General features: G+C 78.0%; 21 protein-coding genes and 1 tRNA gene. 3 read left to right on the top strand and 19 right to left on the bottom strand.

Annotated elements, in window-relative coordinates; translation table 11 throughout:
* Nucleotides 1-27: 27 nt before the first annotated feature.
* The 10 genes from Q0789_RS00110 to dacB form a co-directional block, all read right to left on the bottom strand.
* The gene (locus tag Q0789_RS00110) at nt 28-507 is read right to left on the bottom strand and encodes a DUF3180 family protein (protein WP_298801173.1); all 480 of its coding nucleotides are present in this window, start codon (nt 505-507) and stop codon (nt 28-30) included.
* Complete coding sequence (folB, locus tag Q0789_RS00105) at nt 504-1,517, bottom strand: dihydroneopterin aldolase (RefSeq protein ID WP_298801172.1); 1,014 nt, start codon at nt 1,515-1,517, stop codon at nt 504-506. The genes Q0789_RS00110 and folB overlap by 4 nt, the downstream gene beginning before the upstream one ends.
* On the bottom strand, nt 1,514-2,344 hold the full coding sequence (gene folP / locus Q0789_RS00100) for a dihydropteroate synthase (RefSeq protein WP_363326046.1): 831 nt from the start codon (nt 2,342-2,344) through the stop codon (nt 1,514-1,516). The genes folB and folP overlap by 4 nt, the downstream gene beginning before the upstream one ends.
* Before the next feature lie 146 nt (nt 2,345-2,490).
* A complete protein-coding gene (folE, locus tag Q0789_RS00095) occupies nt 2,491-3,075 on the bottom strand; it encodes a GTP cyclohydrolase I FolE (RefSeq protein ID WP_212770902.1) in 585 nt (194 codons plus the stop codon).
* Between the two features lie 68 nt (nt 3,076-3,143).
* Nucleotides 3,144-5,237 (bottom strand): ATP-dependent zinc metalloprotease FtsH, encoded by a 2,094-nt coding sequence (gene ftsH / locus Q0789_RS00090; RefSeq protein ID WP_298801170.1) that lies wholly within the window; start codon nt 5,235-5,237, stop codon nt 3,144-3,146.
* Between the two features lie 160 nt (nt 5,238-5,397).
* Nucleotides 5,398-8,517 carry an FAD-linked oxidase C-terminal domain-containing protein gene (locus Q0789_RS00085; protein WP_366917581.1) on the bottom strand — a complete coding sequence of 1,040 codons (3,120 nt, stop codon included), beginning with the start codon at nt 8,515-8,517 and terminating at the stop codon, nt 5,398-5,400.
* A gap of 137 nt (nt 8,518-8,654) precedes the next feature.
* Nucleotides 8,655-9,209, bottom strand: coding sequence for a hypoxanthine phosphoribosyltransferase (gene hpt, locus Q0789_RS00080; protein ID WP_298801168.1), 555 nt, complete (start codon nt 9,207-9,209; stop codon nt 8,655-8,657).
* A gap of 113 nt (nt 9,210-9,322) precedes the next feature.
* A complete protein-coding gene (gene tilS, locus Q0789_RS00075; RefSeq protein ID WP_366917580.1) occupies nt 9,323-10,459 on the bottom strand; it encodes a tRNA lysidine(34) synthetase TilS in 1,137 nt (378 codons plus the stop codon).
* 121 nt (nt 10,460-10,580) lie between these two features.
* Nucleotides 10,581-11,768, bottom strand: a complete 1,188-nt coding sequence (locus Q0789_RS00070) for a zinc-dependent metalloprotease (protein WP_298801166.1) — start codon at nt 11,766-11,768, stop codon at nt 10,581-10,583.
* 269 nt (nt 11,769-12,037) lie between these two features.
* Nucleotides 12,038-13,531, bottom strand: coding sequence for a D-alanyl-D-alanine carboxypeptidase/D-alanyl-D-alanine-endopeptidase (gene dacB, locus Q0789_RS00065; protein ID WP_298801165.1), 1,494 nt, complete (start codon nt 13,529-13,531; stop codon nt 12,038-12,040).
* A gap of 377 nt (nt 13,532-13,908) precedes the next feature.
* Between dacB and Q0789_RS00060 the strand changes: the two genes are divergently transcribed.
* The gene (locus Q0789_RS00060; RefSeq protein WP_171203933.1) at nt 13,909-14,400 is read left to right on the top strand and encodes an inorganic diphosphatase; all 492 of its coding nucleotides are present in this window, start codon (nt 13,909-13,911) and stop codon (nt 14,398-14,400) included.
* 100 nt (nt 14,401-14,500) lie between these two features.
* On the opposite strand, the gene Q0789_RS00055 is transcribed toward Q0789_RS00060, so the two are convergent.
* Together Q0789_RS00055 and Q0789_RS00050 are read right to left on the bottom strand one after the other, a co-directional pair.
* Nucleotides 14,501-14,989 carry a MarR family transcriptional regulator gene (locus Q0789_RS00055; protein WP_298801164.1) on the bottom strand — a complete coding sequence of 163 codons (489 nt, stop codon included), beginning with the start codon at nt 14,987-14,989 and terminating at the stop codon, nt 14,501-14,503.
* 80 nt (nt 14,990-15,069) lie between these two features.
* Nucleotides 15,070-17,382, bottom strand: a complete 2,313-nt coding sequence (locus Q0789_RS00050; protein WP_298801163.1) for an HAD-IB family hydrolase — start codon at nt 17,380-17,382, stop codon at nt 15,070-15,072.
* 273 nt (nt 17,383-17,655) lie between these two features.
* Between Q0789_RS00050 and Q0789_RS00045 the strand changes: the two genes are divergently transcribed.
* A complete protein-coding gene (locus Q0789_RS00045; RefSeq protein WP_298801162.1) occupies nt 17,656-18,210 on the top strand; it encodes a type 1 glutamine amidotransferase domain-containing protein in 555 nt (184 codons plus the stop codon).
* 98 nt (nt 18,211-18,308) lie between these two features.
* Here Q0789_RS00045 and Q0789_RS00040 read toward each other — a convergent pair whose 3' ends face one another.
* The 4 genes from Q0789_RS00040 to Q0789_RS00025 all read right to left on the bottom strand — a co-directional run bounded on the left by Q0789_RS00040 (nt 18,309) and on the right by Q0789_RS00025 (nt 21,550).
* On the bottom strand, nt 18,309-18,953 hold the full coding sequence (locus Q0789_RS00040) for a hypothetical protein (RefSeq protein ID WP_298801161.1): 645 nt from the start codon (nt 18,951-18,953) through the stop codon (nt 18,309-18,311).
* The gene (locus Q0789_RS00035) at nt 18,950-20,236 is read right to left on the bottom strand and encodes an MFS transporter (protein ID WP_298801160.1); all 1,287 of its coding nucleotides are present in this window, start codon (nt 20,234-20,236) and stop codon (nt 18,950-18,952) included. The genes Q0789_RS00040 and Q0789_RS00035 overlap by 4 nt, the downstream gene beginning before the upstream one ends.
* A gap of 85 nt (nt 20,237-20,321) precedes the next feature.
* Nucleotides 20,322-20,744, bottom strand: a complete 423-nt coding sequence (locus tag Q0789_RS00030) for a hypothetical protein (RefSeq protein ID WP_298801159.1) — start codon at nt 20,742-20,744, stop codon at nt 20,322-20,324.
* Nucleotides 20,741-21,550, bottom strand: a complete 810-nt coding sequence (locus Q0789_RS00025; protein WP_298801158.1) for an SOS response-associated peptidase — start codon at nt 21,548-21,550, stop codon at nt 20,741-20,743. The genes Q0789_RS00030 and Q0789_RS00025 overlap by 4 nt, the downstream gene beginning before the upstream one ends.
* 152 nt (nt 21,551-21,702) lie before the next feature.
* Here Q0789_RS00025 and Q0789_RS00020 point away from each other — a divergent pair, with 152 nt between their 5' ends.
* A complete protein-coding gene (locus Q0789_RS00020) occupies nt 21,703-22,380 on the top strand; it encodes a PilZ domain-containing protein (RefSeq protein ID WP_298801157.1) in 678 nt (225 codons plus the stop codon).
* 104 nt (nt 22,381-22,484) lie between these two features.
* Here Q0789_RS00020 and Q0789_RS00015 read toward each other — a convergent pair.
* The 3 genes from Q0789_RS00015 to Q0789_RS00005 form a co-directional block, all read right to left on the bottom strand.
* Nucleotides 22,485-22,558 (bottom strand) — tRNA-Thr (locus Q0789_RS00015).
* Between the two features lie 119 nt (nt 22,559-22,677).
* Complete coding sequence (locus tag Q0789_RS00010) at nt 22,678-23,154, bottom strand: glutathione peroxidase (protein ID WP_363326048.1); 477 nt, start codon at nt 23,152-23,154, stop codon at nt 22,678-22,680.
* A gap of 79 nt (nt 23,155-23,233) precedes the next feature.
* On the bottom strand, nt 23,234-25,681 hold the full coding sequence (locus Q0789_RS00005; RefSeq protein ID WP_298801155.1) for an EAL domain-containing protein: 2,448 nt from the start codon (nt 25,679-25,681) through the stop codon (nt 23,234-23,236).
* Nucleotides 25,682-26,008 lie beyond the last annotated feature (327 nt).

The raw sequence follows: 26,008 nt of genomic DNA, 5'->3' as shown, positions 1-26,008 counted from the left end.
CGAGGTCCGCCCGGCACTCGCGCCGGCTCACCGCGAGCTCGCGGCCCCCGGAGGCGTGTCGTCGTCCTCGTCGTCGGGCAGTCGGCACCAGCGCTCGACGACGAGGCCGGCGACGAGCAGCAGCGCCGCGGCGCCGGCCGCCACGAGCAGCGCGACCACGGACTGGCGGGGCAGCGGGTAGGCGACGTCGGGCAGGAGGTGGACGACCTGCCCCAGGTACCAGCCGAGCAGCGCCGCCCCGGCGAGCGCCGAGGCCTGCCCGAGCACCGCGGTGCGCGCCGCGCGCAGCGGGTCCAGCGGGCGGTCGCGGTGCCCGCGGTTCCACCGGCGCACCGGCCAGCCCAGGACGAGCACGACGGCGGCGAGGAGCAGCACGGCCGCGACCGCCGTCCACGGCAGGCGCGTGAGGGTCAGCCCGAGCATCTCGAGCGGGCCGACGAGGGCGAAGCCGACGACGGCGGTGACGAGGGCGACCCCCACCGGGGTGGTCCAGCGGGTGGGCGTCACGGCGCTCCCCCGCCGGCGGCGGCGACGCCGAGGACGGGCGGGGGCAGCGGCAGGTCGACGTCGCGGCGGACGACGACGGCGCCCGGCTCGGCGGCGTCGAGCGCCGCAGCCAGCTCCGCCACGGCACCGCCGCCGGGCCCGGCCAGGTGGGCGTCCGGGGCGACGAGCGACCACGGCACGAGGACGAAGGCGCGCTCGTGGGCGCGCGGGTGCGGCAGCAGGAGCCGCTCGTCGTCGCGCGCCACCGCCCCGCCGAGGTCGACCACGTCGACGTCGAGCGTGCGCGGCCCCCACCGCTCGCGGCGCACGCGCCCGTGCCCGGCCTCGACCCGGTGGCACGCGGCGAGGAGGTCGAGCGGGGCGAGCGTCGTGCGCCCGACGACGACGGCGTTGAGGAAGGGCTGCTGGTCCTCGTCCGGCGCCTCGGCCGCCTCCGTGCCCGGCAGGCGGACGGGGGCGGACTCGACGACGGGCGAGACGCCGGTCAGCACGAGGCCGGGGACGCGCGCCAGGGAGGCCACCGCCGAGCGCAGCACCTCGGCGCGGTCGCCGAGGTCGGAGCCGAGGGCCAGCACCACCGGGGTCCCCCCCGGCCCGCCGTCGCCGCCGTCGGCCCCGCGCGCGGGCGCCTCGCGGCGGACGCGGACGACGACGTCGTCGAAGGCCACGCCGATGGGCGCCTGGGGCTTGTGCACGGCCACCTCGACGGCGAGCACGCGCTCCCGGGCGAGGACGACGTGGGCCACCCGCTGCGCGAGGCGCTCGAGCAGAGCCACGGGATCGCCGGCGACGACGGCGGCGACGTCGTCGGCCACCTCGCCGTAGTGCACGGTGTCGACGACGTCGTCGCTGGCCGCCGCGTCGCGGATGTCGAGCTCGAGGACGAGGTCGACGACGAAGACCTGCCCCAGCTCCCGCTCGGCGGCCAGCACCCCGTGGCGCCCGCGGACGCGCAGGCCGGAGAGCTCGATGCGGTCGACGGCGGCCTCTCCGCCCGCCCCCTCCGTCACCGGGAGCCCTCCCCGTGGCGGGCGGTCGTCACGCGGGCCGAGGCGACGCGCGCGGCGACGCGGACGGCGTCGGCGCTCGGACGCACGGCGTGGACGCGCACGCACCAGGCGCCCGCGGCGGCGGCCAGGGCGGTCAGGGCCGTCGTCGCGTCGTCGCGCTGCCCGGCCGGGCGCGGGGCGCCGTCGTCGCCGGCGAGCAGCGCGCCGAGCATCCCCTTGCGCGAGGCCCCCACGAGCAGCGGGCGGCCGAGGCCGACGAGGGCGTCCAGGCCGGCGAGCAGCTCCCAGCCCTGCTCGGCCGTCTTGGCGAAGCCGAGGCCGGGGTCGAGCACGAGGCGGTCCTCGCGGACCCCGGCCGCCAGGAGGGCGTCGACCCGGCGCGCGAGCTCGTCACGGACCTCCGCGACGACGTCGGCGTAGTCGGCGAGGCCGGTCATCACGTCGGCGTGGCCACGCCAGTGCATCGCCACGAACGGCACCCCGCGCTCGGCCACGAGCGGCGCCATCGCCGGGTCGGCGAGGCCGCCGCTGACGTCGTTGACGAGGGCGGCGCCGGCCTCGAGCGCCGCCGCGGCCGTCGAGGCCCGCATCGTGTCGACGCTGACGGCCACGCCCTCGTCGGCGAGCGCACGCACCACGGGCAGCACGCGCCGCTGCTCCTCCTCGGGCTCGACGCGTGCGGCGCCGGGCCGGGTGGACTCCCCGCCGACGTCGACGAGGTCGGCGCCGTGGGCGGCCATCGCGAGGCCGTGCAGGACGGCCGCGGCCGGGTCCAACCAGGAGCCGCCGTCGCTGAAGGAGTCGGGCGTGGTGTTGAGCACGCCCATGACGAGCGCGCGGCCGGCCGGCGGGCCGGTGAGGCCGGGCACGGGCGGCGGGTCGACGGCCGCGAGCGGGACGTCGGTCGCGCGGACGGCGGCGGCCCGGACGGCGCCGGGAGCCGGCGGCACGGGGGCGGGCCCGCTCACGGCGGTCACCGGCCGTGGATGAGCGAGAGGGCCTCGGCGCGCGTCGCCGGGTCGCGCAGCTGGCCGCGCATCGCCGAGGTGATGGTGCGCGCCCCTGCCTTGCGGACGCCGCGCATCGACATGCACAGGTGCTCGCACTCGACGACGACGATGACGCCGCGCGGCTGCAGGTGGGCCACGAGCGCGTCGGCCACCTGCGTCGTCAGCCGCTCCTGCACCTGGGGGCGGCGCGCGAAGACGTCGACGAGCCGCGCCAGCTTGGACAGGCCGGTGATGCGGCCGTCCGCCGCCGGCACGTAGCCGACGTGCGCGACGCCGTGGAAGGGCACGAGGTGGTGCTCGCAGAGCGAGTGGACCTCGATGTCGCGCACGAGGACGAGCTCGTCGTGCCCCAGGTCGAAGGACGTCGAGAGGACGTCGGCGGCGTCCTCGTGGAGGCCGCCGAGCACCTCGGCGTACATCCGCGCCACCCGGGCGGGCGTGTCGCGCAGGCCGTCCCGCTCCGGGTCCTCCCCCACCGCGGCGAGGAGCTCGCGCACGGCCGCCTCGGCCCGCGCGGCGTCGAAGGGCCGCGGCGACGGCGCCGTCAGCGCCTCCGTCTCGAGGCGGCCGATGCGGGACCCGCTCGCCCCGGGCCCCTCGCCGCGCTCGCCGACGCTCAGCCCTGCGCCCCGGGGTCGACCTGACCGCCCTCGGGCACCTCGCCGACGCCCTGCGCCGGGTGCTCGGGGCGGGCCCCCGCGGCCTGGTCCTGCGGCGCCGGCGCGCCGTGGCCGTTGCTCCCGCTCCGGCCGTTGCCGTTGAACGAGCCGTTGGCCGACCCGTTGAGGCGGCGCCGCTCGGCCGGAGTGAGGATCGGCGGCTGGTCGGAGACGGCGCGGCGCTCGCTGGAGAGCCACACCGGCCGCAGCGGCCGCTTCTGCACGGGGGCGAAGACCTCGGCCAGCTCCTCGCGGTCGAGGGTCTCCTTCTCGAGCAGGCGGCGGACGAGCTCGTCGAGCACCGGGCGGTGCTCGACGATGACCTCCCACGCCTCGTCGTGGGCCGCCTCGACGAGCCGCCGGACCTCGTCGTCGACGACCGAGGCCAGGCCCTCGCCGTAGCCGCGGTCGTGGCCCATGTCCCGGCCCATGAAGGGCTCGCCGGCGCCGGAGCCGAGCTTGATGGCGCCCACGCGCTCGCTCATGCCGTACTCGGTGACCATCTTGCGGGCCATGCCGGTGGCCATCTCGATGTCGTTGCTCGCGCCCGTCGTCGGGTCGTGGAAGACCATCTCCTCGGCGACGCGACCGCCCAGGGCGTAGGCCAGCTGGTCGAGCAGCTCGTTGCGCGTCGTCGAGTACTTGTCCTCGCTCGGCATGACCATCGTGTAGCCCAGCGCCCGGCCGCGCGGGAGGATCGTCACCTTCGTCACCGGGTCGGTGTGCCGCATGGCGGCGGCCACGAGGGCGTGCCCGCCCTCGTGGTACGCGGTGATCTTCTTCTCGCCGTCGTTCATCAGCCGGGTCCGCTTCTGCGGGCCCGCGATGACGCGGTCGATCGCCTCGTCGAGCGCGGCGCTGTCGATGACCTTGGCGTGGGTGCGCGCCGTGAGCAGCGCGGCCTCGTTGAGGACGTTCGCGAGGTCGGCGCCGCTGAAGCCGGGGGTGCGGCGGGCGACGGCGAGGAGGTCGACGTCGGGCGCGAGCGGCTTGCCCTTGCCGTGGACCTGGAGGATCCGCTCGCGGCCCTTCATGTCCGGCGGCTCGACGGCGATCTGCCGGTCGAAGCGGCCGGGGCGCAGCAGGGCGGGGTCGAGGATGTCGGGGCGGTTGGTCGCCGCGATGAGGATGACGTTGGTCTTGACGTCGAAGCCGTCCATCTCGACGAGCAGCTGGTTGAGCGTCTGCTCGCGCTCGTCGTGGCCGCCGCCCATGCCGGCGCCGCGGTGGCGGCCGACGGCGTCGATCTCGTCGACGAAGATGATGGCCGGGGAGTTGTTCTTGGCCTGCTCGAAGAGGTCGCGGACGCGGCTGGCGCCGACGCCGACGAACATCTCGACGAAGTCCGAGCCGGAGATGGAGAAGAAGGGGACGCCCGCCTCGCCCGCGACGGCGCGGGCGAGCAGCGTCTTGCCGGTGCCGGGCGAGCCGTAGAGCAGGACGCCCTTGGGGATCTTCGCGCCGACCTCCTGGAAGCGGGTCGGGTCGGCGAGGAAGTCCTTGATCTCCTCGAGCTCCTCGACGGCCTCGTCGGCGCCCGCGACGTCGGCGAAGGTGACCTTCGGGGTCTCCTTGGAGACCATCTTGGCCTTCGACTTGCCGAACTGGGCGATGCGCCCGCCGCCGCCCTGCATGCGGGACAGGACGAACCAGAAGATCGCGACGAGGAGGATGAGCGGCAGCAGCGTCGACAGCAGCGACCCGAGGAAGGACGGCTGGGGCACCTCGTCGTCGACCGAGGCGATCTGCGCGTCGCTCAGCGCCTGCACGACCTCGTCGCCCCGCGGGGTGACGTAGTAGAACTCCACCTGCCGGGTCTCGGTGCCGCCGGCCTCCGGCTGGTAGGGCTCGGACAGGCCCAGCTGCACCCGCTGCTCGCCGTCGACGACCTGGGCGTTGTCGACCGTGCCGCCGCCGATGAGCGCGAGGCCCTCGGAGGTGCTGATCTTCGTCGCCCCGCCGGGGCTGAGGAGCTGCGTCGCGAGCAGCAGGATGGCGAGCGCGAGGACGACCCAGAGGATCGGCCCGCGGGCGAGTCGTTTGAGGTTCATCGGTGTGCGAGGGGCTCGCGCCCCGTCCCTCCTGGTCGCAGAAGCCGTGGATCGACGGTACACCGGGGCTCCCGGCGGCCTGCGGCCGTCGCCTCCCCCGTCCCGCCCGCTGAACGGGCGGCGCGCGGGCGCTGTTCCGGCGCCGCGGCGGCGTTCGCCGTCAGCGGACCCGGTGGTCCGCCGCTGCCTCGTCCGCGCCCGGCAGCCCGCGGGCGAGGAGCTCGGCGAGGTGGAGGCCGCGGCGGTCGGCGAGCTCGGCGAGCTGGGTCCGGCAGGAGAAGCCGTCGGCGAGGACGACGGCGTCCGGCGGGGCCGCCTCGACCGCCGGCAGGAGCGCCGTCCGGGCCACGGCGACGGAGACGTCGTAGTGCCCCTCCTCCACGCCGAAGTTGCCGGCGAGCCCGCAGCACCCGCCCAACGCCTTCACCGCGACGCCGTTGCCCTGCAGCAGCTCGAGGTCGGCCTCGAAGCCGAGGACGGCGTGCTGGTGGCAGTGCGGCTGTGCCACGGCCTCGAGGCCGGACAGGTGCGGCCAGTGCACCTCCGAGGCGTACGCCGCGAGGACCTCCGCGAGCGTCCGGGAGCGCGCCGCGAGGTCGGTGACGAGCCCCTGGGGGACGGCGTCATCACCCGAGAGCAGCGCTGACGCGTCGTGCCGGAGCACGGCGAGGCACGAGGGCTCGAGGACGACGAGCGGCACCGGCGGCTCGCCCGGCCCGCCCGCCGTCACGGCGGCGAGGCGACGCACCGTCCGGCGCAGCTGGCGCCGCGCGAGGTCGAGCTGGCCGGTGGAGACGAGCGTGAGCCCGCAGCAGACGTCCCGCGGCGCGAGCTCGACGTCGAAGCCGGCGTGCTCGAGGACCCGGACGGCCGCGTGGCCGACCTCGGGCGAGAAGTGCTCGGTGAAGCTGTCGGCCCACAGGACGACCTTCTGCCCGCCCGCGCCCGCCCGAGCGCCCGCCCCGGGGCGCGCGCCCTCGTCGGCGCGGCGCCCGGCGTCCCGCCGGGCGCCGGCGAGCACCGCCGGCGCCGACGCGCTGAAGCGCCGCCGGGCGAAGCGGGGCAGCGCGCGGCGCTGGTCGATGCCGCCCACCCGCTTGAGCAGCCGGGCCAGCGGGCCGATCGACAGCGAGCCGTTGGCCAGGCGCGGCACGAGGCTCGCGACGCGCGACAGGTACGGCAGCCAGCCGAGGACGTAGTGGTTCATCGGCCGCAGCCGGCCCTTGTACGCCTGGTGGGTCGCCTCGGCCTTGTAGGTCGCCATGTCGACGCCCGTGGGGCAGTCCGACAGGCAGCCCTTGCACGACAGGCACAGGTCGAGCGCCTCGTGGACCTCCGGCGAGCGCCAGCCGCGGTCGACGGTCGTCGGGGCGCCGAGGGAGCCCGCCACCATCTCCTGCAGGACCCGCGAGCGACCGCGCGTGGAGTCCTTCTCGTCCTTCGTCGCGAGGTAGGAGGGGCACATGACGCCGCCGGAGCCCGTCATGTCGGCGCGGCACTTGCCGACGCCCACGCAGCGGTGCACGGCCGCGGCGAAGCTGCCGCCGTCGGCGCGGTAGCCGAAGGCCAGCGGCGTCGGGCCCGGGCCGCGACCGGCGGGCCGGCCGGCCTCACCGGACCCGTCGGGACGCCCGACCGGCACGGGCAGCCCCTTCCCCCGGGAGGTGGCGCGCCCCTGGCCCGTCCGCTCCGGCGCGGGCCACGGCTGCGGCCGCAGGTCGGCGTCGAGGGCCCGCGGCCGCACGAGCACGCCGGGGTTGAGCACGTCGAGCGGGTCGAAGACGCCCTTGACCTGCGCGAAGAGGTCGAGGACGCGAGGGGAGTACATGTGGTGCAGCAGCTCGCTGCGGGCGCGGCCGTCCCCGTGCTCGCCCGACATCGAGCCGCCGTGCGAGGCGACGAGCGCCGCCGCGGCCTCGACGAACTCCCGGTAGACGCCCTCGCGGCCCGGCTGCTCCAGGGGGTAGTCGATGCGCACGTGCAGGCAGCCGTCGCCGAAGTGCCCGTAGGGGATGGCGGTGAGGCCGTAGGAGTCCATGAGCGCGTCGAAGTCCCGCAGGTAGGCGGCCAGGCGCTCCGGCGGGACGGCGGTGTCCTCCCACCCGGCGTGCCCGGGCCGGCCGGAGGGGGCGCGCGTGGCCAGGCCGGCGCCGTCCTCGCGGATGCGCCACAGCGTGCGCGCCTCCGCCGGGTCCTCGACGAGGCGCGTCGCGCTCGTCCCGGCGTCCGCGACGACCGCGCGGGCCCGGGCGGCGAGGTCGGCGAGCCCGTCCGGCGTCGCCCCGCGCTCGTCGGTGCCGAGCTCCACGAGCAGCCAGCCGCCGCCCGCGGGCAGCTGCGGGACGGGCGAGCGAAGGCGCTGCTCGACGGCGTCGACGAGCCGCGCGTCGAGGCCCTCGCAGGCGACCGGGCCGTGCCGCAGGATCGCGGGGACCGCCTCGGCGGCCTCGACCATGTCGCGGTAGCCGAGGACGACGAGGACCGTGCGCTCCGGGGACCGCACGAGCCGCAGCTCGGCCCGGGTGAGCAGCGCGAGGGTGCCCTCGCTGCCGACGAGCAGGCGGGCGGCGTCGAAGCCCTTCTCCGGCAGCAGGTGCTCCAGCGCGTACCCCGACACCTGGCGGCCGAAGCGGCCCATCTCGGTGCGGATGGTCCCGAGGTCCCCGGCGACGACGTCGCGCAGCCGCGCGAGGACGGGCGAGGTCTCGGGCGTCGAGAGGGCCGGCGTGGTCTGCGGGCGGTCGGGCGCCTCGCCGCCGCGGCTGCGCAGGACGAGCCGCTCCCCCGTGCCCGTGACGGCGTGGACGCCGAGGACGTTGGCGTCGGTGCGGCCGTAGCCGAGGGCGCGCGACCCGCAGGCGTTGTTGCCGATCATGCCGCCGATCGCCGCGCGGCTGCCCGAGGACGGGTCGGGGCCGAAGCGCAGCCCGTGCGGGGCCAGCCGGCGCTGCAGGTCGCCGAGGACGAGGCCCGGCTCGACCACCGCGGTGCGCGCCTCCGGGTCCACCTCGAGCAGCCGGTCGAGGTGCCGGGAGGTGTCGAGCACGACGCCGGTGCTGACGGCGTTGCCCGCGATCGACGTCCCCCCGCCCCGGGCGACGACGGGCACCCCGGTCTCGCGGGCGACCTCGACCGCGGCCGCCACCTCGTCGGCCGAGCGCGGGAACGCCACGACCTGGGGCAGCACGCGGTACAGCGAGGCGTCGGTGGAGTACTCCGCGCGGCGGCGCGGGGAGTCGTCGACGTCCGTCAGGCCGGCGCGGCGCAGCGCCTCCGCCACGTCGCGCGGCGAGGGGGCGCCGGGGGCCGGGTTGGGCGTGGGAGGGGGTGCGGTGGTGGTCACGGGGGCGCTCCCTGGGCGGCGGGCGGTCGCGGCACCGGCCCGGGCGGGGCCTCAGGGCCCGGGCGGCTCGCGCCTCAGCTGCGGTAGACGTGCGGCGCGAGCGTGCCCACGAAGGGCAGCCCGCGGTAGCGCTCGGCGAAGTCGAGGCCGTAGCCCACGACGAACTCGTTGGGGATCTCGAAGCCCGTGTAGCGCACGTCCACGTGCACCTTGGCGGCCTCGGGCTTGCGCAGCAGCGTGAGGATCTCGACCGACGCGGCGCCGCGGCTGCTGAGGTTGGCCACGAGCCAGGACAGGGTCAGGCCCGAGTCGATGATGTCCTCGACGATGAGCACGTGCCGGCCCGTGATGTCGGTGTCGAGGTCCTTGACGATGCGCACGACGCCGGAGGACTTGGTGCCCGACCCGTAGCTCGAGATGGCCATCCAGTCCATCTGCGCCGGGACGTGCAGCGCCCGCACGAAGTCAGACATGACGAGTGCCGCGCCCTTGAGCACGCCGAGCAGGAGCACGTCCTTGCCCGCGTAGTCCTCGTCCACGCGCGCGGCCAGCTCGGCGAGCTTGTCGCGGATCTCGTCGGCGCTGATGAGGACCTTCTCGAGGTCCGCTCCCATGTCGGCGGCGTCCACGCGGGTGGTGCTCCTTCCGGCGCTCGCGCCGCGGCCGGGGGCCGGCGCGGGGCTGCGGTGGTGCGGGTCGCGGGCCGGTGGGACCCCTCCGGGGGACTGCCGGGCCGCGGGCCTCAGCGGGGGGCTGGCGCCAGGAGCAGCCTGCCACAGGCGCGGCGTCCCTCGACCGCGCCGGGGAGCCGGACGGGTCCCTGGCCGCGCCAGGCGGTGACGAGGGCGTCGAGCGCCGCGGCGTGCGCCGCGGAGACGTCGCCCGCGGGCGCGCCGGCCCGCACCGCGGCCGCCCGCAGCGCCCGCCGCCGCAGCGCCGCCGGGGCCGCCGCGAGCACGCCGGCGTCGAGGGCGACGGAGGCGGGGTCGGCGGAGCGGGGGTCGACGGCGGCGCGGTCGACGCCCGGGTCCGCGGGCGCCCCGTCGGCGCCGTCGCGTGCGGGGGCTCCGGCCGGAGGGACGTCGGGAGGGGACCGGACGGCGCGCGCGAGCAGCTCGTCGGCGAGGTGCTCGAGGAGGTCGGCGTCCTCGCGCAGCAGGTCGGCGGAGCGGGCGAGCGCCGCCGCGACGCCCGGCCCGAGGTCGGCCTCCAGGGCGGGCAGCAGGTGCGCCCGCACCAGGGCCCGGCGCTGGTGGCCGGTCCCCCCGCCCGACCCGTCACCCGGCCCACCACCCGGCCCCGGGCGCCCGCCGTCCCGCGGGTCCGCGTTCGTCGGGTCGTGCCAGGGCTCCAGGCCGAGGGCCGCGCAGGCGGCGAGCGTCGTCGCGCGCGGCAGGCCCAGCAGCGGCCGGCGCAGCAGTCCCCGGCGGGGCGGGATGCCCGCGAGCGAGCGGGCCCCCGAGCCGCGGGCGAGCGCCAGGAGCACCTGCTCGGCCTGGTCGTCGCGCGTGTGCCCGAGCAGCACGGCCACGGCGCCCTCCGCCGCGGCGCCCTCGAGGAGGGCGGCGTGCCGCCCGTCCCGCGCGCGGGCCTCGGGTCCGCCGCCCCCGCGCGCGGGGCCGGGGGCGAGCGTCGCCACCCGCACCGGGTCGAGGCCCAGGGCGCGGCAGGCGTCCGCGGCGCGCGCGGCCGCGGCGTCGCTGCCGGGCTGCAGGCCGTGGTCGACGACGAGCGCCCCGCCGCGCCCGCGCGGGCCCCCGCGGCGTCCGGGCCGGGCCCACCAGGCGAGGCCGGCGGCGAGCGCGAGGGAGTCCGGGCCGCCGCTGCAGCCCACGAGCACGAGCACCCCCGGGGGCACGTCGGCGAGGGCGGCCTCCACCGCGCGGCGGACGTCGGCGACCGCCGGGTCGGGGCCACGGCGTCGGGGGCCCGCCGACGGGGGGCCCGCGACGGCCGCCGAGGCGTCGGCGGAGGCGGCGCCCGGGTCGCCCACGACGGCCCTAGCCGTGCACCCGGCGCACCCAGGCGCGCGGGTCGGCGATCTCCGCGGGCCGCGGCAGCTGCTCCGGTCCCGTCCAGACGGCGTTGAGGCCGTCGACCCCGACGTCGGCGAGGACGCCGCGAACGAAGGCCGCGCCGTCGCGGTACTGGCGCATCTTCGCGTCGAGGCCGAGGAGTCGGCGGACCACCCGGTCGAGGCCCGGCCGCCCGCCGCGGCGGGCGGTGAAGCGCTCACGGATGGTCGCCACGCTCGGCACGACCGACGGGCCGACCTCGTCCATGACGACGTCGGCGTGCCCCTCGAGGAGCGACATGACGGCGGTCACCTCGGCCACGACCGCCTGCTGCTCGGGCGTCGCCATGATGCCGACGAGGCCGTCGCCGCCCTCGGAGACGGCGTCGGGCAGGCGCTGGGCGGCGGCCCGCAGCCGCGCCAGGAGCTGCCCCGGCTCGCCCACGACGTCGCCGACCAGCCCCTCGGTGCGGGCGCGCAGGTGCCCGGCCAGCCACGGCGCCGCGGTGAACTGCACCCGGTGGGTCTCCTCGTGGAGGCACACCCACAGGCGGAAGTCGCGCGGCCGCAGCCGCAGCTCGCGCTCGACCGCCACGACGTTCGGGGCGACGAGCAGCAGGCGCCCCGGCTCCCCCGGCGCCAGGGCGGCGGCGGCCCCCGCCGGGTCGGGGCCGAAGGGGTCGTACTGGCCGAGGACGCGCGGCGCCAGGTAGGCCAGCAGCGCCCCCACCTCCGCGCCCGTCGCGCGCCGCCCCAGGGCGACGGCGGCCGCGGAGCCCGGGCCGTCCTCGCGGCGGCGCCGGCCGTCGCGCTCGTCCTTCTCCCGCCGCGCGTCGCGGGCGCGCACGACCGGCGCCTCCAGCAGCGCGCGGAAGGCGGCGGCGTTGGCGCGCGCCCACCCGGTGCGGTCCACGACGACGGCGCCCGTGTCCGGCGGCACGTCGAGGCCCGTCGTCTCGGCCACGTGCCCCGTGGCCCGCTCGGCGAGGCGTCGCAGCTGGCTGACCGCCCGGTCGGCCTCCGCCCGCGTGACCTGCGGCCCGGGGGGCGCGAGGCGGCCGGCGACGCGCACGGCCAGCTCCCAGTCGACGAGCTGGTCGACGAGCGGGACCCCGCCCGGCCTCGTCGCCCCGCCCGACGTCGTCCCGGCCGGCCCCGCCTGCGTGGTGCTCACGCCGCCACCGTAGGCGGCGTCCCCGGCACCGACCCGGTGCCTCCTCCCCACCCCGGGGCTTCCCCGACGTAGAGGTGACGCCCCCTTCACTCCCTGAGGCCCTCCGCACGCGAAGGTGACGCCCCCTTCACCCCCTGAGGCCCTCCGCACGCGAAGGTGACGCCTCCTTCACCTCAGGGCGACGTGAAGACACGAACGTGACGCCTCCTTCACTTCTGAGACCCTCCGCACGCGGGGGTGACGCCCCCTCCACCCCGAGGGCCCCGGGGTCAGCGGCAGCCGCAGGCGGCGAGGGCGGCGGCGACGTCGTCGACGGCGGCGCGCGCCGGCTCGGTGGCCGGGACGGCGTCGGCGAGCACGGCGAAGGCGAGCAGGCGCCCGTCGGCGTCCACGACGACGCCCGCGAGCGACGTGACGCCGGTGAGCGTGCCCGTCTTGGCGCGCACGACCCCGCGGGCGGCGGGCTCGTCGCCGAGCCGGGCGGCGAGCGAGCCCGTGAGCCCGGCCACGGGCAGGCCCTCGAGGAGCGGGCGCAGCTCCTCCTCGCGCGCGGCCCGGCCGAGGACGTCCACGAGCGCCCGTGCGGTGAGCGCGCTGCCGTCGCCGAGGCCGCTGGAGTCCGTCAGCGCGACGCCGTCGACGGCGACGCCCCGCTCCGCCACGGCGTCGCGCACGGCCGACGTCGCGCCCTCCGGCGTCACCGGGGCGCCGCTCGCGCGCGCCACGAGGAGCCCGAGGACCTCCGCCCCGGTGTTGTCGCTGACGCGCAGGACGTGCTCGACGACGTCGGCCACGGGCGCCGAGCGCACCTCGCCGAGGACGGGCGCGCCCGCGGGCACGAGCGCCGGGTCGGTGCGTCGGGCCTCCCCGACGACGTCCACGCCCCTCGCGCGCAGCAGGTCGGCCAGCGCGTCGGCGGCGGCGAGCGCGGGGTCCGGGGCGCGGGGGGCGTACTCGTCCGGCGTGAGCCGCCCCGCGTCGACGGCGACGCCGGTGACGTCCGCGGCGAACCCGAGGGCGACGTCGCCCGGCGTCCACGTCGGCGGGCGCACCGGGCCGGTGGGCGCGAGGGGGTCGGCCACGCGCAGGCGCACCGCCGGCGCTCCGGCCGTGCCTCCGTCCGCGCCGCCCGCGAGCGACGCCGCGACCTCGTCGGCGAGGTCGGCGAGCCCCGCGCGCCCCACGACGGCGGCGGGGTCGCCGGCGCCCGCCCCGAGCAGCACGTCCCCGCCCGCCACCAGGACGACCACGGGCGCGGCGCCCCCGTCACCGCCGCCCTCCGCGTCCTCCGGCTCGCCCTCCGGAGCGCCGAGGACGACCGACGTCGGCAGGGTCGATGCGCCGCCGAGGACGGACAGGGCGGCCGCGGCCGTGAGCAGCTTCGCCGTCGAGGCCGGCTGGTGCGGCTCGCCCGCGCGCTCGTCGAGCAGCACCTCCCCCGTCAGGGCGTCCGCGACGACGGCCGACCGGGACGGCCCCAGGGCGGGGGCCGCGAGCAGCGGACCGAGGACCTCGCGCAGCCGCCCCGGCTCCGGGGCGGGGGCCTGCCGGCCGGCGGCGGGCAGGACGGGACCGGGCGGCGACGCGGGCACGAGCGCGCCGGGGGCGTCGGGCCACGGGTCGGCGACCGGCGGCGGCGCCGTGGTGAGGGGGCCCGGGACGACGTCGGCGGCGTCGGCCGCCGCGTAGCCGCCGGCGAGCGCCAGCACGAGCACCGTCGCCCCCGCCGCCCGGCGGGCGCGACGAGGGCCACGGCGGGGCACGGGCCCAGAGGTCGGCCCGGACGTCGGCGCAGAGGTCGGCCCGGACGTCGGCGCAGAGGTCGGCCTGGAGCCCGGCTCGCCCCCGGAGGCGCTGCGACGACCTGCCACCGGACCTCCGCCCCGCCCTCTCGCCGCGGCGCGCCGCGTCCCGTCCGCCACCCGTCCGGCACCGGCTCCGGCCCGGGCACGACGAGGTCCGGCGCGGGGTGGCGCCCCGGCGCCGGGGACCGGCTCGGCCACCCGGGCGGACGCCGACCGACGGGCCCGGCCCTCGCGTGCGCCACACTACGCAGCGGAGCACCAGCACACGACGACCGCGGGACCGGCGCACGCGCCGGTCGCCCGGCGCGCCGGACCTGCCGATGGAGGGCATGCACGTGGAGTTCGACGTCACGATCGAGATCCCCAAGGGGAACCGCAACAAGTACGAGGTGGACCACGAGACGGGGCGGATCCGGCTGGACCGCACGCTCTTCACGGCCACGCGGTACCCCGCGGACTACGGCTTCATCGACGGCACGCTCGGTGACGACGGCGACCCGCTCGACGCGCTCGTCATGCTCGACGAGCCCACCTTCCCGGGCTGCGTCGTGCGCGCCCGCGCGGTCGGCATGTTCCACATGCGCGACGAGGCGGGCGGCGACGACAAGGTCCTCTGCGTGCCCGCGGGCGACCCGCGCCTCGAGCACATCCAGGACCTGGGCGACGTCGGCGAGTTCTACCGGCAGGAGATCGACCACTTCTTCCGGATCTACAAGGACCTCGAGCCCGGCAAGTCCGTCGAGGGCTCCCACTGGGTCGGCCGGGCGGACGCCGAGAAGGAGATCGAGGCCTCCCGCGAGCGCCTCGCGGAGTCGGGCGGGCACTGATCCCCGCGCTCGGCGAGCACTGACGACGAGAGCCCCGCACCGCCTGGCCGTGCGGGGCTCTCGTCGTCGGCGGGCACGGGGCGCCCAGCCCGCCGGGCGCTCAGGCGTCGGTGCGGTCCTGCTGCGCGTCGGGGCGCCCGGCGCCCAGGTCGTTGAAGCGCTCGAGCAGGCGGGCGAGCGACTCGACGTCCTCGTCCGCCCACGGCGCGAGCTGCCGGCGCAGGTTGGCCCGGCGGTCCTCGCGGACCCGGGCGAAGCGCCGGGACCCGTCGGCCGTCAGCCGCACGAGGGAGGCCCGCCCGTCCGTCGGGTCGCTCGTGCGCTCCACGAGCCCCAGCTCGACGAGCTGGGAGAGCTGGCGCGACGTCGTCGGCTTGCCCACGCCGAGGAAGGAGGCCAGGTCGGTGGTGCGCTCCGCGCCCACCGTGGCCAGGCGCTGGAGGATCCCGTAGGCCGAGTGGTCGAGGTCGGGGTGCACCTCGGCGGCCACCGACGTCGAGAAGGCCCGCGCTCGGCGCACGAGGAGACCGATCTGGGTCTCGAGCGCGGCGACCGCCCGCTCGTGGGAGTCCTGCGCGTCGTCGCTCATCGGGTCTCCTCCCGCCACGTCGTGGTCCACCTCCTCGTCCCCCGCCCAGGGGTCCCCGCCGGGGGCGACCCCGCCCGACGTCACGCCGTCACCGCCCGCGGGGTGCGCAGCCGGCGCGGCAGCGTGGTGCGCGCCGCCCACACCTCGACGGGCCACCCGGCGCCGCGGGCCGCGCGCAGCAGCGGCACGTCGGGCGAGACGGCCGTCGGCAGGCCGACGGCCCGCAGCAGCGGCAGGTCGGAGTGGCTGTCGGCGTAGGCGTAGCTCTTCGCCAGGTCGAAGCCGTGGACCTCGGCGTACCGCACGACCCAGGCCGCGCGGCCCTCGCCCACGAGCGGCGGGGCGGTGAGGTGCCCGGTCGCCCGGCCGTCGGCGTCGACGGCGAGCCGCGCCGTGACGACCTCGTCGAACAGCGGCGCGAGCGGGCGGGCCAGCTGCTCGACGGCGCCCGACAGGAGCACCGTGCGGTGCCCCGCCGCGCGGTGGGCCGCGACGCGCTGCAGGGCGGCGTCGCTCGCGCGCTCCAGCAGCGCGGGGGCCAGCACGGTGTCCGCGAGCTCGTCGAGGAGCCGCAGGTCGGCCCCGCGGTAGCGCCGGTACACCTGGCGCAGGAAGTCCCCGCGGTCGCGGCGCTCGGTGAGGAGCATCGAGGGCAGGCTCCGCGCCAGGGACAGGACCTCGCGGGCCTGCCCGGCCGTGCCGAGCCCGGGCAGCCGGGTCCACAGGTAGGTCTCGACGACGTTCGCCGTCAGCAGGGTGCCGTCGAGGTCGAAGACGGCCAGCACGTCCGAGGGCTCGGCGCCCGGCTCGGCGGGCACCAGGGGGCGGCGCACGCCCGCGGGGCCGCGGCGCGCCCGCATCCGCCGCAGCTCATCCTGCTTGCGCACCGGCCTGGTCACGCTGGGGGCGTGCACGTCCCGGATGTAGTGCGGCCAGTCGACGACGGCCGTGTCGAAGCCGAGGGCCGGCACGTCCTGCGGGTCGAGCGCCCGGTGCAGCGCGAGGGTCGCGTCGTCGACGAAGTGCAGCTCGGACTGCGTGTACGGCTGGTACAGGTCGGAGTACTGGCGCAGCAGCGCGAGCCGGCGGCCCAGGCGGTCGAGGTCGCGGCTCCAGCCGCGCACCCGCTCCGAGCGCGGCACGTACGTGAGCGCGCGCTCCGCGGTGGCGTGCACGCGCTCGCCGAGCGCCAGCCGGCGCTCGACCGGGGCGGCGCCCGGGAAGTCCCACACCGGCAGGTCCACCGGGCCCTCGCCGGTGTCGAAGGGGTGGGCGAGGAAGTGCTCGCGGACGAGCTCGTACAGCCGCCGGAAGGTGAGCGGGTTGCGCGCCCCGGACGAGACGTGGAAGTACTGCGGCGAGCCGGGCTCCGGCGTCGTCGCGCACACGGCGACGAGCGCGTTGACGACGTGGTCGACGGGCACGATGTCGATGGTCGAGTCGGGCGCCGCTGGCACCTCGGGGAGCTCGCCGCGCCCGTAGGCCATGATCAGCGGCTCGGCCATCTTGAAGCCCTCGATCCACCCGGGGTGCGGGTGCTCGAGGGCGGACTCGACGATGGACGGGCGCACGACGCTGACGGGCAGCGGCGCGCCAACCTCCTCGACGACGCGCTCGCCCAGGGCCTTGGTGAACGTGTAGACGTCGGTCCACCCCAGGCTGTGGCCGCGCTGGCGCCCGGCCTCGCGCTGCTCGGCGAGCACCCACTCGCGGCGGCGGCGCTCGGCGTCGGCCGCGGCGGTCAGGGGCCCGGCCCGGCCGTGGAGGGCCTGCGCCTCGGCGTTGAAGCGGGCGAGGACCTCGGGCGTGCGCGAGTCCTCCTCGATGCGAGCGGCGAGGCGGACGGCGGCGTCGAGCTCCGCGCGCCAGTCGACGGCGTGCTCGACGGACGCCTCGGGCACGGGCCCGCGGCGGCGGCCGCCGACGTAGGCCGTGGACACGTGCACGTAGTGGACGGGTCCGCGCCCGCCCCGGTCGGGGCCGGGCGCGCTCGCCTCGAGGACCCGCTCGAGGAGGTGACGGGTGCCGACGACGTTGACGGCGAAGGCCTCCTGCAGCGGCGGGGCGAAGCCGACCTCGCCCGCGCAGTGGACGACGACGTCGAGGTCGCGCGGCAGGGCGGGCACGTCCTCGAGGTCGCCCTCGACCACCTCGACGCGCTCGAGCAGCCGCTCGGGCCCGCCCGCGAACTCGGCGGCCGGGGCGAAGGTGCGGCGGCGCAGCAGCCGGGCGACGCGGTCCACGGCCGGCTGGCCGGCCTTGGGCCGCACGAGCACCACCGGGCGGACCTGCGGCGCCTCGACGAGCAGGGTCCGCAGCAGCGCCTCGCCGATGAAGCCCGTGACCCCCGTCACGAGCACGCGGCGGTCCGCCAGGGCCTCCCTCAGCCGCACCTGTCCAGCACCTCCGGCCTCCTCCCGCCGCGGGCGACCACCGCCCGGGCCCGAACCCGCCGCGAGCGGCGACGGCCCCGCGCACCCGCGCGGGACCCGATCGGTCGGCGCCGACCCTACGGGAGCCGCCGAGCCGGGCGGCCCGCGCTCACCGCGCGGGCCGCCGGGGCGGTGCCTAGCGTGGCGGGACGAGGGCCCGCGCCCCGCCGCCCGGCGGGAGCGCCCGCGGGCCCCGGCGCCGCGCGCGGCGCACCCCGATCCGAGGAGGACCCCATGGCAGGCAGGCTGGACGGACTCACCGTCGCGTTCCTCGCGGCCGACGGCGTCGAGCAGGTGGAGTACGTGGAGCCGCGGAAGGCCCTGGAGGCGGAGGGCGCGAGCGTGCACCTCCTCTCCCCCGGCACCGACCCGATCCAGGCGATGAACGGCGACATCGAGCCCGCCGACACCTTCACCCCCGACAAGGCCGTCGGCTCCGTCGACGGGGCCGACTACGACGCGCTCGTGCTGCCCGGCGGCACCGTGAACCCCGACAAGCTGCGCGTCGACGACGGCGCCGTCTCCTTCGTGCGCGACTTCGTCGCCTCGGGCAAGCCCGTCGGCGCCATCTGCCACGGGCCCTGGACCCTCGTCGAGGCCGACGTCGTCCGCGGCCGCACGCTGACGTCCTTCCCGAGCCTCACCACGGACATCCGCAACGCGGGCGGGCACCGGGTGGACGAGGAGGTCGTCGTCGACAGCGGCCTCGTGACGAGCCGCAACCCCGGGGACCTCGACGTCTTCTGCTCGACGCTCGTCGACGTCTTCGCGGGGGCCCGCCGGCACTGAGGCCCCTCCCGCCGGCCCGGCGACGCCGGACCGACGACCCGACCGACGACGGCGCGCCACCCCCGAGGGGTGGCGCGCCGTCGTCGTCGGACGTCCTCTCAGGCGTCGGGCGCCTCGACGGTCGAGACGACGCGCACGAGGGAGGGCGCGGGCGGGGTGGAGCCGAACCCGAAGCGCACCGGGGGCTCGACGGGCACGAGCGGGCCGAGGTCGCGGCCGTCCCAGGAGGTCGTCGCGCCGACGAGCGCGCGGACGTCGCGGGCGCCGTACCACTCGCGGCGTCCGCCGCCGGCGCTGCCGCGGGTGCTCACGCCCCGCAGGACCCGCCGGGCCACCGGGTCGACCGCCGTCGCCCACGCCGGCGCGGACGCCACGGGCCCGGGCACGAGGCGCAGCAGCGCGCCGAGGGGGGTGCGGCGCCCGACGGCGAGGCGCAGGCGCAGCGGCCCCGCCTCGACCTCCCAGACCGCCCCGGGGCGCACGGGCGGCGTGCGCAGGCGCACGTCGACGACGCGGACCTCGTCGAAGCGGTAGACCCCGCTGACGTACTCGCCGACCTCGTCGGTGGGCGCGAGCAGCACCCGGTGCCCGTCCGCCCGCTCGACCATCGCGTCGGTGAAGGCGCCCGCGGCGCCCTCGCCGAAGGGCGAGCGCCGCCAGTGGCCGAGGACGACGCGCGTGCCCTCCGCCGTCCCCACGCCCGCGATGGCGCCCTCGAAGCGCTCCCGGCGCCGCGCGCTCACGGCACGCCCCCCACGGCGGCGGGTCCGGGCGGGAGCAGCGACCGCGTGCGGCGCAGCAGCAGCGCCACGACGAGCGCTGCGGCGGTGCTCGCGGTGACGAGGACGACGACGCCCGGCCACCGGGCGGCGCCCCAGGCCGCCCCCGCGAGCGTCCCGCCCACGGACGAGCCCGCGTAGTAGGCCACGAGGTAGGCTGACGCGGCCTGCGCGGTGGCCCGCCCGCCGGCGCCGGCCCGGGCGGCCACCCAGCCGCTCGCGACGCCGTGCGCGGCGAAGAAGCCCGCCGTGAGCACGGCCAGGCCCGCGACCACCGCCCACAGGGGCTGCGCCAGCGTGGACGCCGCGCCGACGAGCACGACGAGGACCGCGACGGGCACCACGCCGCGCCGCCCGACGGCGTCCGCGAGCCGGCCCGCCGTCGTCGAGGAGACCGACCCCAGCGCGTAGACGAGGAAGACGAGCCCCGCGAGGCCCGGGCCGAGGCCGTAGGGCGCGGCGGCGAGCCGGAAGCCCATGGCGTTGTAGACGGCCACGAAGGCGCCCATGAGGAGGAAGGCCAGCGCGTAGAGCGCCAGCAGCGCCAGGTCCGTGAGCACCCCGCGCGTGCGCCGGGCCAGCTGGCGCAGCCCCGCGGGCGCCGGCACGAAGCGGCGCGAGGCGGGCAGGAGCCGCCGCACGGCCACCGTCGCCGCGAGGGCGAGGACCGCGGTGGCGCTCGCGGCGAGCCGCCAGCCGCCGAGCTCGGCGAGGCCCGCCGCGACGAGGCGCCCCACCATCCCGCCGACGGCGTTGCCGCCCACGTAGAGGCCGGTCGCCCAGCCGGCCGCGCTCGGATGCACCTCCTCGCGCAGGTAGGCCACCGCGACCGCCGGCAGGCCCGACAGCGCCAGCCCCTGCAGGGCGCGCAGGGCGACGAGCGCGGGCCACGACGGCACGAGCGCCCACGCGAGGCCGAGCACCGCCGAGGCGAGCAGGGACGTGTGCACGAGGCGGGTCCGGCCGACGCGCTCGGACAGCGGCGCGGCCACGAGCAGGCCCACCGCGAGCCCCGCCGTGGCGGCGGAGACCGCGAGCGTGGACGCCCCGGCCGAGACGCCGACGTCCTCGGCGAGCAGCGGCAGCAGCGGCTGGGGCGCGTACAGCAGGGCGAAGGTGACGAGACCGGCGAGGAAGAGGGCCACCGAGGCCCGCCGCAGCCCCGGCTCGCCGGAGCGGTAGCCCTCCGGCAGCACCGGGGACTCCGTGGCCGGGCCCCCGCGCGCGGCGGCGTCGCGGCTCGGCATGGCGCGACGCTATCCCCAGCGCGCCGCCGTCACCCGGTCGGGCGGTCGGGGCGCCCGGGACCCCGGTGTGGGCGCTCCGCCGGCGCTAGGAGCCGGCGCGGTCGGCGCGGGCTCGGGCGGCCCGCGCCTGGCCGCCCACCCGCACGAGCGCCAGGACGGCGGCGAGCCCCGCGAAGCCGGGGCCGGCCCACGCCGTTCCCAGCAGGGCCGAGACGAGCACGAGCGCGGCCACCGCGACGAGCGCCGTCGTGACGACCACGGGCAGCGGCCGGACGCCCGCGGGCGACTCCAGCTGCGCCGCGAGCAGCCGACCGCCGACCGCCCCGGTGGCCGACCCCACGGCGGCCGACAGCAGGACGGCGGCGGCGACGAGGAGCAGGGCGCCGGACCCGCCACCGCCGAGCAGCAGCAGGGCCAGGCCGCTGACGAGCCCGGCCACGAGGCCGAGCACCGCGCCCGAGCGGGCGCCCAGGACGACGAGCCGCGCCCGCTCTGCGGCGGCGCTCACGCCGGGCCCCCCGTCCCGGCGACGGGGTCCTGCTCTCCGTCGCCCTGCTCGCCGTCGTCCTGCTCTCCGTCTCCAGGGGGGCGGGGCTCGACGAGGTGCGGGCCGTCCTGGCGGACGTCGCCGACCTCGGGGCCGACGACGTGGGGCACCAGGTGCGGCTCCGGCAGCGAGGCGACGAGCGCCCGCACCTCCTCGAGCTCCGTCGTGGTGGTGCTGAGCCAGTCGGCCCGGGCGCCCGACGGCACGACGAGCGGCGTGCGGTCGTGGATCTCCCCCAGCGCGTCGTGCGCCGCGGTCGTGACGACCGCGACCGACCACACCCAGCGGCCCGGGTCGTCGTCGCCGCGCGACCGGTCGCGCCAGAGCTCGTAGACCCCGGCGAAGGTGAGGAGGGCGCCGTCCCCGTCGCGCAGGAACCACGGCGTCTTCCGCCGCTGCCCCGGCACGGCCTGCCACTCGTAGTAGCCGTCCGCCGGCACGAGGCACCGGCGCCGCGCGGCGGCCACCCGGAACGCCGAGCGCTCCGTGAGCGTCTCCGACCGGGCGTTGATCATCCGGGCGCCCGTGGAGAGGTCCTTCGACCACGACGGCACGAGGCCCCAGCGGGCGGTGCGCAACTGGCGGGAGGGGGCGGCCGCGGCGGCCTCCCCGCCGTCGTCCCGCTGCGGGCGGTCGAGCACGACGCGCACGTCGTCGGTGGGGGCGACGTTCCACGACGGCGGGAGCTCCTCCCCCACCACCTCGTCGACGTCCAGCAGGTCGACGACCTCGGCGTCGCGCACCGAGCTCGCGTAGCGGCCGCACATGCCGACCAGTGTGCCGGTCCCCGGAGGGGGCGGGCGCGCCGACCGGACGCGGCCCCGGGGCGCCCGGTCGCGGCGGCGGAGCGGCTCAGGTCGGGCCCCGCGCGGTCGATGAGGGACCTGGAGCCCGCGCGGCGCGGGCGCGAGGAGGTCCCGTGGCCGGCACGTCGAGCACCGCGCGCGCCCTCCTGCCCGCCGACGAGGCGCCGCCGACCGGGTCGCTCGTCGACGTGGCCCCCCACCGCGCCCACGTCCCCCTCACCGCCCGCGTCGTCGCCGTCGGGGCCGACCGGCTCGTCCTCGAGCGCCCCGCCGACCTGCTCGGCGCCGCCTCGCGGCTCGTCGAGGACGAGGCCGTCGACCTCGTCTGGAGCGAGGCCGGCTCCGTCGTCGGGGTGCCGGTCCTCGTGCGGGACCTCTCCGACGACGGCTGGACCGCCGTCGTGACCGGGGCGCCGCAGCGCGTCCAGCGCCGCGAGGCCGTGAGGGCTCCCGTGGACCTGCGCGGGCGCATCGGCCGCGCGGCGGACGCGCCCGGCGGGGGGCGGGTGCTGGAGGTCGTCGTCGAGGACCTCAGCGAGAGCGGCGCGCGGTGCCTCGTCGACCCCGTGGAGCTGCGGCTCGAGCAGGACGAGCTCGTGCACCTGGACCTGCCGCTCGAGGGCCTGCCCGGGCCCCTCGCGGCCCGGGTGGTGCACCGCCGCTACCGCCACGGGACGCGAGCCACCCTCGTGGGTCTGCGCTTCGAGGCGACGAGCGCCGCGGACGCCGACGCGGTGCGGCGCCACGTCTTCGCGCGCCTGCGGGAGCTGCGCCGTCGCGGCGCGCTCTGAGCCGGGCCCCTGGTGGGTCGGGCCCCTACGGGTCGGGCCCCTCTGCATCGGGCCCCTGGGACGAGCGAGGCCCCCGGGCGCCGGAGCGCCGGGGGCCTCTGCCGAGCCGCCTGTGGGAGTCGAACCCACGACCTACGCATTACGAGTGCGTCGCTCTAGCCGACTGAGCTAAGGCGGCGTGCGCGCCGGAGCGCGACGGGGCCAGACCATACCGGTCCCCGGCCCGTGCTCTCGACCCGACCGGCCGCACGAGCGCCCTCGGGCGCCCGTGCAGCCCGGCCGCGCGGACCGGCGCCGTCAGCCGGCGGGAGGCAGGTGCGCCTCGAGCGCCTGCACCACCCGCGGGTCCTCCGGCTCGACGCCGGGGCGGAAGCGGGCGACCGGCTCGCCGCCCGGGGCGAGGAGGAACTTCTCGAAGTTCCACTGGACGTCGCCCGCCTCGCCGTCGGCGTCGGGCGTCGGGACGAGCGCGTCGTACAGGGGGTGGCGGTCGTCGCCGTTGACGTCGACCTTCTCGGTGAGGGGGAAGCTGACGCCGTACGTCGCCGAGCAGAACTCGGCGATCTCCTCCGCCGTCCCCGGCTCCTGGCCGCGGAACTGGTTGCACGGCACCCCGAGGACGACGAGGCCCCGGTCGGCGTAGCGGCGGGCGAGCCGCTCGAGGCCCTCGTACTGGGGCGTCAGGCCGCAGCGAGAGGCCACGTTGACGACGAGGACGGCGCGCCCCTCCAGCGCCGCGAGGTCCAGCGGGGTGCCGTCGAGGGCGGCGGGCAGGGTGTCGAGGGCGCTCACGAGCGCACCCTAGGCGCGCCCCCGCGGCTCCGCCGCGCACGAGGACGCACCGGGCGCGGGCTCACCCGCGCAGCGGCTCCGGGGTGCGCCCCGCCACCCACCCGGGCACCTGGTCGCCCGGCATCGGCCGGGCGACCACGAACCCCTGGACGAGCTCGCAGCCCAGCGCCTGGACCCGCTGGCGGGCGACGTCGCTCTCGACGCCCTCGGCGACCACGCGCATGCCGAGGTCGTGGGCGAGCAGGACGATCGAGCGGACGACGGTGGAGTCCGTCGCCTCGAGCTCGAGGCGCTTGACGAAGGACTGGTCGATCTTCACCTCGTTGACGGGCAGCCGCTCGAGGTAGGCGAGGGAGGAGTGCCCGGTCCCGAAGTCGTCGACGCTCACCCCGACGCCGAGGCGGTGCAGGGCCGCGAGGACCTCCAGGCTGCGCTCCGGGTCGCTCATGACGCCGCTCTCGGTGATCTCCAGCACGAGGGCCGCCGGCGGCGTCCCGGTCGCCGCGAGGAGCGCGCCCACGGCGCCCGGCAGCGACAGGTCGGAGATGTCGCGCGCCGTGACGTTGACGGAGATGTCGAGCTCGTACCCCGCCCGCGCCCACTCCGAGCGCAGCCGCAGCGACTCGGCGAGCACGGCCAGCGTGAGGCGCCCGAGGAGGCCGGTGCGCTCGGCGATGGCGACGACCTCGGTCGGCGGGACCCAGCCGTAGGACGGGTGCCACCACCGCAGGAGCGCCTCGACGCCCGTGACGACGCCCGTGCGCGCATCGGTCTGGGGCTGGCACCACACCTCGAAGCCCCGGTGCTCGATGGCCGTCGGCAGCTCGCCGGCGAGGGCGAGGCGCCGGTGCACCGCGTCGGTGTCCTCGGGGACGTAGGGGGACACCCCGGCGCCGGAGGCCTTGGCCGCGTACATCGCGACGTCGGCGTGGACCAGCAGCTCGTCGCTGTCGCGGGCGTCGGGCGGGATGGGGGCGACGCCGATGCTCGCCGTCGTCGTCAGCGTGATGTCCTGCATGGGCACGGGGGCCGTGACCGACGCCAGGATGTCGCGGGCGCGCAGCACGGCGGCGTCCGGGCCCACCCCTGGCAGGAGGACGGCGAACTCGTCGCCGCCGAGGCGCGCCACGGTGCCGGCGCCCGCGCCGCCGGTCGGGTCGTCCGCCACGAGGGCGCTCAGCCGCCGCCCCGTCACCTGCAGCAGCTCGTCCCCGGCGCGGTGGCCCAGCGTGTCGTTGACGTCCTTGAAGTCGTCGAGGTCCATGAGCAGCACGGCGCCGCCGACGCCGGCGCCCAGCGTCCGGGCCACGGCCTCGTTGAAGGCGCGGCGGTTCGGCAGACCGGTCAGGGCGTCGTGCAGCGCGTCGTGCTCGCGCTCGGCGGCCACGCGCCGCAGCCGGTCGACGAGCCGGGCCTTCTCGAGCGTCACCGCGGCGTGGGCGCCGAGCGTCTCGAAGAGCTGGAGGTCCCGGGCGTCGAAGGTCTCCTTCTCGAAGGAGCGCTCGGCGACGAGGAAGACGCCGCGGAAGCCCGGCGACTCCAACGGCACGGCGAGCCCGTCGCGCGGGGTGTCGGCCGTACGGCCCTGCCGCGTCTCGCTCGCGAGGAGGACCGGCGAGCCCTCCGCCGCCGGCGCCCACCACGCCGACCGCAGGTCGGCCGGGGAGAGGGCCCCGCTCATCAAGCCTTCGCGCGGGCACAGGGAGTGGCGCGTCCCCGCCCCCGCCGGACCGCCGATGATGACGAGCTCGGCCCTCTCGGCGCGGAGCAGGTCGCTGGCTTCGGCGAGGACGGCCTCCACCGCCTCGTCGACGTCCGCCGCTCGACCGGTCGAGCCGACGAAGCGGTACAGGGTCTGCAGCTGGGCGTACCCGGTGCCGAGCTTGACGTAGGCCCGGTAGGCGACGAGGAGGAGGCCGACCACCACGGCCAGGAGCGGGAGCGCCGCTGGGCGGACGTCGATGAGGATGATGATGACGAGCGCCGCGCAGGTGTCGATGAGGGCGGCCGGCAGTCCCGTGACGACGATCTCGCGCAGCAGGGACGTCTCGAGCCGACCCTCGGCGAGCGAGATGGCCGCCGCGACAGCCGCAGCGGAGATGAGGTCGGTGAGCAGCACGGCGACCAGCGCCGCCAGCCAGCCGCGGAGGTCGGTCGCCTCTGCCCCGCCGAGGACGAGGCGGTAGGCGAGGAGCCCGATGCTCGCCTCGAAGGCGAACAGCGCGACGTTGAAGGCCAGCTTGAGCCCCCTCTGCCGGGACCAGATCACGAGCGTGACCAACGAGCCGGCGAGGTAGGCGGTGACGTACTGCTCAGGGGGGAGGAAGGCGAGGCCGAGCACGGCCGGGATCTCCCGCAGGGAGAACGTGTGCGAGTTGCGGTTGGCGGGCAGGTAGACGACGAGGCCCTCGCAGACGGCGAAGACGGCCACGACTGCCAGCCAGGCGAACGACGGAGCGGCGGCGGCCGGGTCAGCGAGGAGCGACGGGAGCGTCAGCGCTGCAGCCACGAGAGCCATGACCACGGCGAGCGTCGCGATCCACGAGCTCGAGCGTGTCCTGGCTCGCCCCCGCGCGCGCCGGCTCGGCGGCGCTACCGACGACCCGACCATCGCCACCCCTCCGACCAAGGACCTCGCGCGGCGTACGACACCCCCTCCCGCCCCCGGACACGAGGTCCTGGCAGCGGAGGGTGGCTGCCGTCAGATGTCCGAAGCATCCCATCGGAAGGCGTCCCACCGGAACGCGTCACCACGAGCGCCGCCCTTGGCGTCCCACCGGAACGCGTCACCACGAGCCCCGCCCTTGGCGTCCCACCGGAACGCGTCACCACGAGC

It is taken from the genome of uncultured Pseudokineococcus sp. (assembly GCF_947499845.1).
Taxonomy (GTDB): domain Bacteria; phylum Actinomycetota; class Actinomycetes; order Actinomycetales; family Quadrisphaeraceae; genus Pseudokineococcus.
The sequence above is the reverse complement of the archived record's forward strand: the minus strand, read 5'-3'. Positions and strand labels throughout refer to the sequence as shown.

Bases quoted from the DNA above. Each gene is read 5' to 3' on its own strand.
- Q0789_RS00045 (WP_298801162.1), top strand. From the start codon at position 17,656: ATGGCAGGCAGGCTGGACGGACTCACCGTCGCGTTCCTCGCGGCCGAC.
- Q0789_RS00025 (WP_298801158.1), bottom strand. From the start codon at position 21,550: ATGTGCGGCCGCTACGCGAGCTCGGTGCGCGACGCCGAGGTCGTCGAC.
- ftsH (WP_298801170.1), bottom strand. From the start codon at position 5,237: ATGAACCTCAAACGACTCGCCCGCGGGCCGATCCTCTGGGTCGTCCTC.
- Q0789_RS00035 (WP_298801160.1), bottom strand. From the start codon at position 20,236: ATGCCGAGCCGCGACGCCGCCGCGCGCGGGGGCCCGGCCACGGAGTCC.
- Q0789_RS00055 (WP_298801164.1), bottom strand. From the start codon at position 14,989: ATGAGCGACGACGCGCAGGACTCCCACGAGCGGGCGGTCGCCGCGCTC.
- folP (WP_363326046.1), bottom strand. From the start codon at position 2,344: ATGGGCGTGCTCAACACCACGCCCGACTCCTTCAGCGACGGCGGCTCC.